This window comes from Thiocystis minor, from assembly GCF_016653465.1.
GTDB lineage: Bacteria > Pseudomonadota > Gammaproteobacteria > Chromatiales > Chromatiaceae > Chromatium > Chromatium minus.
On record NZ_NHSQ01000165.1, the window covers coordinates 1 to 4,973 of the forward strand.

Here is a 4,973-nt window from a genome sequence, read left to right on the forward strand (position 1 = left end):
GGAACGCGGCGCACCTCGACCACGGTGTCGTCATCGGAACCCTGGGCGGCATTCGTGCTGGCGAGGAGACAAACGCGCCCCGCCCCGCGTGATGGCTGCGCCCCCCGTGCGGCGCGGCGATGGCGAGACGGTAGCATTCCTTCGCTCGCCGCGACGCCGGGCAATCCCGCGTGATGTCGCATGAGCCTCGCCTCAATCCCCACCCGATCAAAAACGAATCGTGGTGCGCAGGAACGCGATCTGGTCCTTAAAATTGCGACAGCCACCGCACATGAGCAGATGCAGCCGTAAAGCGATCCGCTCGCGCCAGCGCAGCGGTCGGTCCAGATTTTCCGACATCAGGCGGGTAGCTTGTTTGCAGTTCATCATCGCGCGTTCTCCGAGCGCTTTTCGCGGGTAAACCAGGTTTCCTTAAGACACAGACGCAGGCCCATCCGCGCGCGGTGCAGGATGACCCTACGTGCGAGGGATGATGACCAGCATCCGCGACGTGCAACCGCGCCACGCCCTCCGCCACACTCACTCCCGATCCCCCGGGTCCGATCTGGTTTGGGCGGCGTCTCCTTCAGCCATCGGCCGCCCGGCCTGACGCCACTCCGGCAGCCCGTCTTCCAAACGTCGGGCGCTGAAACCGGCGGCGCGCAAGCGGGCGACCGCCTCGAACGACAGCACGCACCAGGGACCGCGACAATAGGCGACGATCTCGCGCTCGCGCGGCAGATCGCTCAGCCGCGCCTCAAGCCGATCGAGCGGGACATTGAGCGCCCCGGCGACATGGCCCTGGGCGTACTCCTCGGCGGGGCGCACGTCGATCACCGTCGCCAGCCCATCGCGCACCCGCTCCAGCAGCACCCTCGCCGGGACCGGCTCCAGGGCGTCGCGTTCCTTGAGATAGCTCGCGAGCAATTCCTCGACCGCGCGGCTGCGCGTCTCGGCGAGCACGCGCAGCGCGGCGACCGCGTCCAGCACGCGGTCATCGGCCAGGCCGTAGCGCACATGCTTGCCGTCGCGGCGCGCCTGTGCCAGTCCGGCGGCCTTGAGTTGCTGCAGGTGCTTGGAGGTGTTGGCGACGCTCAACCCCGCCACCCGCGCCAGATCCTCGACGCTGCGCTCGCCCTGGGCGAGGAAATCCAGCAGCTCCAGCCGCGCGCCGCTGCCCAGGGCGCGGGCGATGATGGCAAGCTGTTCGAAGAGCGCCTGTTTGGGTTCGGGCGTGGGCTTGGGCGTCAGGTCGGCGGGATCGGTCATGGTGTCGGTCGCATCGGGCGGTGATTCAACCCAGGGGTTGAGCGGCGGGTGGGGCGCCGCCAGTATAGGGAAGGCGCCAGCCCAGGGGTAGGCGCGACGCTTGGCCACCCGATCGCGATCCTTTTTGTCTCCCCGATGAGGATGTCTTGCCCCATGCTCGATCCCTTGCCCCATCTGCGCCCGGGCGACTTTCCGTCCATCGCGCGCAATGTACCGCGCACCTTACAGGTCAATCTCGGGCGCCTGTGCAATCAGCAGTGCCGGCACTGTCACGTTGCCGCCGGGCCGAATCGCCCGGAAGTCATGGACCGACCCACGCTGGAGTTGGTCATGACCACGCTGGAGCGCCTACCCTTCGAGACCCTGGATCTAACCGGTGGCGCCCCGGAACTCAACCCCGGTTTCCGCGACCTGGTGCGCCACGCCCGCGCGCTGGGTCTGCGGGTGATTGACCGCTGCAACCTCACGGTGCTCGCCGAGCCGGGACAGGAGGATCTGGTCGACTTCCTCGCCGCGCAGGGCTGCGCGCTGATCGCCTCGCTCCCCTGCTATCTGGAGAGCAACGTCGACGCCCAGCGCGGCCAGGGCGTCTTCGCCGCCAGTCTCGCGGGACTGCGGCGGCTGAACGCGCTCGGCTATGGCGTGCCGGACAGCGGGCTCCTGCTCGATCTGGTCTACAACCCCCAAGGCCCCGAACTGCCGCCACCGCAGGCGGCGCTGGAAGAGGACTATCGGCGCATCCTGCTCAGCGACTACGGTATCCGCTTCAACCGGCTGCTGACCCTGGCCAATCTCCCGGTCGGGCGCTTCGGCAGCGCGCTGCTGTCGACGGGCGAGTTCCACGGCTATCTGGAGCGGCTGCGCGGGGCGCACCGCGCGGAGAACCTGGCGGCCGTGATGTGCTGCGAGCTGATCAGCGTCGACTGGCAGGGCTGGCTGTACGATTGCGACTTCAATCAGATGCTCGGGCTGCCGCTGGGCGTGGGCCGCGCCCATCTGCGCGACCTGCCGGGGCTGCTCCTCGAAGGCGCGCCCATCGCGGTCGCCGATCACTGCTACGGCTGCACCGCCGGCCAGGGATCGAGCTGCGGCGGCGCCCTCATCGGCAACCGGAGCGGCGCGGCCTGAGGCCCAGCGTATGCGACTCTCCATCGTCATCCCGACCCTGAACGAAGCCGAACACATCGGCGCCCTGCTGACCGACCTGGCCCCGCGGTGCGCGGCAGGCCATGAGGTCATCCTGGTCGACGGCGGCAGCACGGACGCGACCCGGTCGCTGGCCGCAGCCGGGGTCGACCGGGTGCTGGAGTCACCTCGTGGCCGCGCGACCCAGATGAACGCCGGCGCCCAAGTCGCCAGCGGCGAGATCCTCTGGTTCCTGCACGCTGACAGTCGCGTTCCGTCTGGCGCAGCCGAGGCGCTGCTAACTGCCTGCCAGGCCGGTGCCCGCTGGGGGCGCTTCGACGTGCTTCTCTCCGGACGTCACCCGCTGTTGCGACTGGTGGCGCGCGCCATGAACCTGCGCTCGCGGCTCACCGGCATCGCCACCGGGGATCAGGGGATCTTCGTCACCCGCGACGCCTTCGCTCAGGTCGGCGGCTTCCCGGACCTTCCACTGATGGAGGACATCGCCCTCTCGAAACGCCTGCGCCGGCTCGCCCGACCGGCTTGTCTGCGCCCGCCGCTACTGACGTCCAGCCGACGCTGGGAGACGCACGGCGTGGTGCGCACCATCCTGCTCATGTGGCGGCTGCGTCTGGCCTACGCCCTGGGCGCCGATCCGGCCCGACTGGCGCGGCGCTATGACGGCTGAGTCCCTGTCCGGCGGCACCCTGATCCTCTTCGCCCGCGAGCCCATTGCGGGCCAGGTCAAGACCCGCCTCATCCCCGCCCTGGGAGCGGAGGGCGCCGCGCGGCTCTACCGCCGGTTGCTCGCGATCGCGTTGCGGGCGGGCGCCGCGACGCCATGCGCCCGCCGCCAGCTTTGGTGCACCGAGGCGCCGGCCGAGGGCGGCGAATGCGCGCGACTCGCGGCCAGCCATGGCTTCACCTGGCACCGTCAGCCGGATGGGGATTTGGGCGCGCGGATGGCGGCGGCGCATGAGGTAGCGCTAACGTCCTCGGACCGCGCCGTGCTGATCGGCAGCGACTGCCCGGGCTATATGCCGGCCTACCTGAGCGCCGCCTTCGCCGCTCTCGATAAGCATGACGCCGTGCTCGGCCCGGCGGCCGATGGCGGCTATGTGCTGATCGGCCTGCGCCGCCCGGCGCCCGCGCTCTTCGCTAACATCCATTGGAGCACCCCCGCCGTCCTGGCCGAGACGCGCGCCACGCTCGGGCGGATCGGTCTCACCTGGACCGAGTTGCCGACCCTGCGCGACCTCGATCTCCCCGAAGACCTGGTCGAGGTCGCCGATCTCCTGGACACCCACCGCCAACTGGATTGACCTCATGCTCACCTGGATCGACCGCCTGCCGCTCTCCATGTTCGTCATTATCGCCCTGACCCTGGGCCTCGCGCCTTTCCTGCCCGAGCCGCACATTTGGGAGAAGCTCAAGCTCCGGGCGGCCGGTGACCTGACCAGACCGATCGATATGTTCGATCTACTGCTGCATGGGCTGCCCTGGGTGCTGCTCTTGGTGAAACTTGGGCGGAGAGGCGAGAGCGAATGAGGCTCGAATGGTCGCTATGTCCCAACAGCGGAATCTCCCCCACGTCGCCTGAACGGAAGGACTCGGCCAGGAGCGGTCACCCACGCTCCTCGTGCGAGCGACCGGTCTACGTTGGAAAGCTGCCGCCTAGATTGCGCTTGGCGGTGCCGGCAAGTCGGGCCGCAATGGATGGACAGTCGCTTCGCTGAATCACGTTAGAACACCATCATCAACGCGCCCGCGAAGGTCAGCAGGACATTGGCGAAGGTGTAGGTGCCGGCGTACCCGAGTGAGGGGACGCCCGAGCGGGCAGCCTCGGTGACCACGTTGAGCGCGGGCGTACTGGTCATGGCCCCCGTGATCGCGCCGAGGAGCAGCGCGGGATTCATGCGCAGCAGATAGCGCCCGACCAGGTAGCCGACCAGGGCTGGCAGCAGGGTGATGAGGACACCGCTCGCGATGACGAGCGGCCCCACGGAGGCGAGTGCCGCAACGACCCCACCGCCGGCGTTCAGCCCCACACTGGCCATGAAGAGCATGAGTCCAAGCTCCATCAGCACGAAGCGCGCCGGGGCTGGCACCCGCCCGAACGTGGGCATCACCGAGCCGAGGTAGCCGATGAAGATGCCGACGAGCAAGAGTCCTCCGGCCGTTCCCAAGCCGATGGAGATGTCTCCCAGGACAACGGTGACCAGCCCCAAGAGGATTCCCGCGATCATGCCAAAGGCAAAGGTCGCGAGGTCGGTCTTCTCCAAGTCTTGCTCAATGAATCCGATCAATTCGGCCAGACGCCGCAGATGGTCCCGCTCCCCGACCACCTCGAGTCGATCGCCCTTCATCAGCGGCAACGCAGGGTCCAGGGGCAGGTCGACGGAGGCGCGCGTGAGCCCCGTGGCGAAGCAGCCATAGGTGTTCGGCATGTCGAGATCCTTCAAGGGCTTGCCAACGACCTTGGCCGCGGCGACCACGATCTCGCGGCGAGTGACCCGATAGCTCAGCATCTCCGCATCCAGCACCTCCTCGCCGCCCCGCTCACGGGCGCGGGCATGGACGTCGATGCTGGCGATGAAGGA

Annotated in this window: 8 protein-coding genes; 4 read left to right on the forward strand and 4 right to left on the reverse strand. The window is 68.6% G+C overall.

What is annotated here, in order from left to right:
- From CCR95_RS24995 to CCR95_RS22265, 3 genes are all read right to left on the reverse strand, one after another.
- A partial coding sequence (locus CCR95_RS24995; RefSeq protein ID WP_207188723.1) for a hypothetical protein occupies positions 1 to 182 on the reverse strand: 182 nt, incomplete at its 3' end.
- Between the two features lie 25 nt (positions 183 to 207).
- The gene (locus tag CCR95_RS22260; protein WP_201098604.1) at positions 208 to 369 is read right to left on the reverse strand and encodes a zf-HC2 domain-containing protein; all 162 of its coding nucleotides are present in this window, start codon (positions 367 to 369) and stop codon (positions 208 to 210) included.
- A gap of 150 nt (positions 370 to 519) precedes the next feature.
- Positions 520 to 1,356 (reverse strand): ArsR/SmtB family transcription factor, encoded by an 837-nt coding sequence (locus tag CCR95_RS22265; RefSeq protein WP_338115478.1) that lies wholly within the window; start codon positions 1,354 to 1,356, stop codon positions 520 to 522.
- Positions 1,357 to 1,401: 45 nt separating this feature from the next.
- On the opposite strand from CCR95_RS22265, the gene arsS reads away from it, so the two are divergent.
- The 4 genes from arsS to CCR95_RS22285 are packed head-to-tail and all read left to right on the forward strand — an operon-like array spanning position 1,402 to position 3,921.
- Complete coding sequence (arsS, locus tag CCR95_RS22270) at positions 1,402 to 2,376, forward strand: arsenosugar biosynthesis radical SAM (seleno)protein ArsS (RefSeq protein ID WP_201098606.1); 975 nt, start codon at positions 1,402 to 1,404, stop codon at positions 2,374 to 2,376.
- Between the two features lie 10 nt (positions 2,377 to 2,386).
- Entirely contained in the window at positions 2,387 to 3,061 is a 675-nt protein-coding gene (locus CCR95_RS22275) for a TIGR04283 family arsenosugar biosynthesis glycosyltransferase (protein ID WP_201098607.1), read from the forward strand.
- Positions 3,051 to 3,695 carry a TIGR04282 family arsenosugar biosynthesis glycosyltransferase gene (locus CCR95_RS22280; RefSeq protein ID WP_201098609.1) on the forward strand — a complete coding sequence of 215 codons (645 nt, stop codon included), beginning with the start codon at positions 3,051 to 3,053 and terminating at the stop codon, positions 3,693 to 3,695. Before CCR95_RS22275 ends, CCR95_RS22280 begins: the two co-directional genes overlap by 11 nt.
- Positions 3,696 to 3,699: 4 nt before the next feature.
- Positions 3,700 to 3,921: an RND transporter gene (locus CCR95_RS22285; protein ID WP_201098611.1), complete on the forward strand. Its 222-nt coding sequence runs from the start codon at positions 3,700 to 3,702 to the stop codon at positions 3,919 to 3,921.
- 194 nt (positions 3,922 to 4,115) lie between these two features.
- Here the strand turns inward: CCR95_RS22285 and CCR95_RS22290 are convergent.
- The coding region (locus CCR95_RS22290) for an aspartate-alanine antiporter-like transporter (RefSeq protein ID WP_201098612.1) at positions 4,116 to 4,973 on the reverse strand (858 nt) is incomplete at its 5' end.

What these genes read in the sequence shown, in the direction of transcription:
- CCR95_RS22260 (WP_201098604.1), bottom strand. Translation starts at nt 369, where the DNA reads ATGATGAACTGCAAACAAGCTACCCGCCTGATGTCGGAAAATCTGGAC.
- arsS (WP_201098606.1), top strand. Translation starts at nt 1,402, where the DNA reads ATGCTCGATCCCTTGCCCCATCTGCGCCCGGGCGACTTTCCGTCCATC.
- CCR95_RS22275 (WP_201098607.1), top strand. Translation starts at nt 2,387, where the DNA reads ATGCGACTCTCCATCGTCATCCCGACCCTGAACGAAGCCGAACACATC.
- CCR95_RS22280 (WP_201098609.1), top strand. Translation starts at nt 3,051, where the DNA reads ATGACGGCTGAGTCCCTGTCCGGCGGCACCCTGATCCTCTTCGCCCGC.
- CCR95_RS22285 (WP_201098611.1), top strand. Translation starts at nt 3,700, where the DNA reads ATGCTCACCTGGATCGACCGCCTGCCGCTCTCCATGTTCGTCATTATC.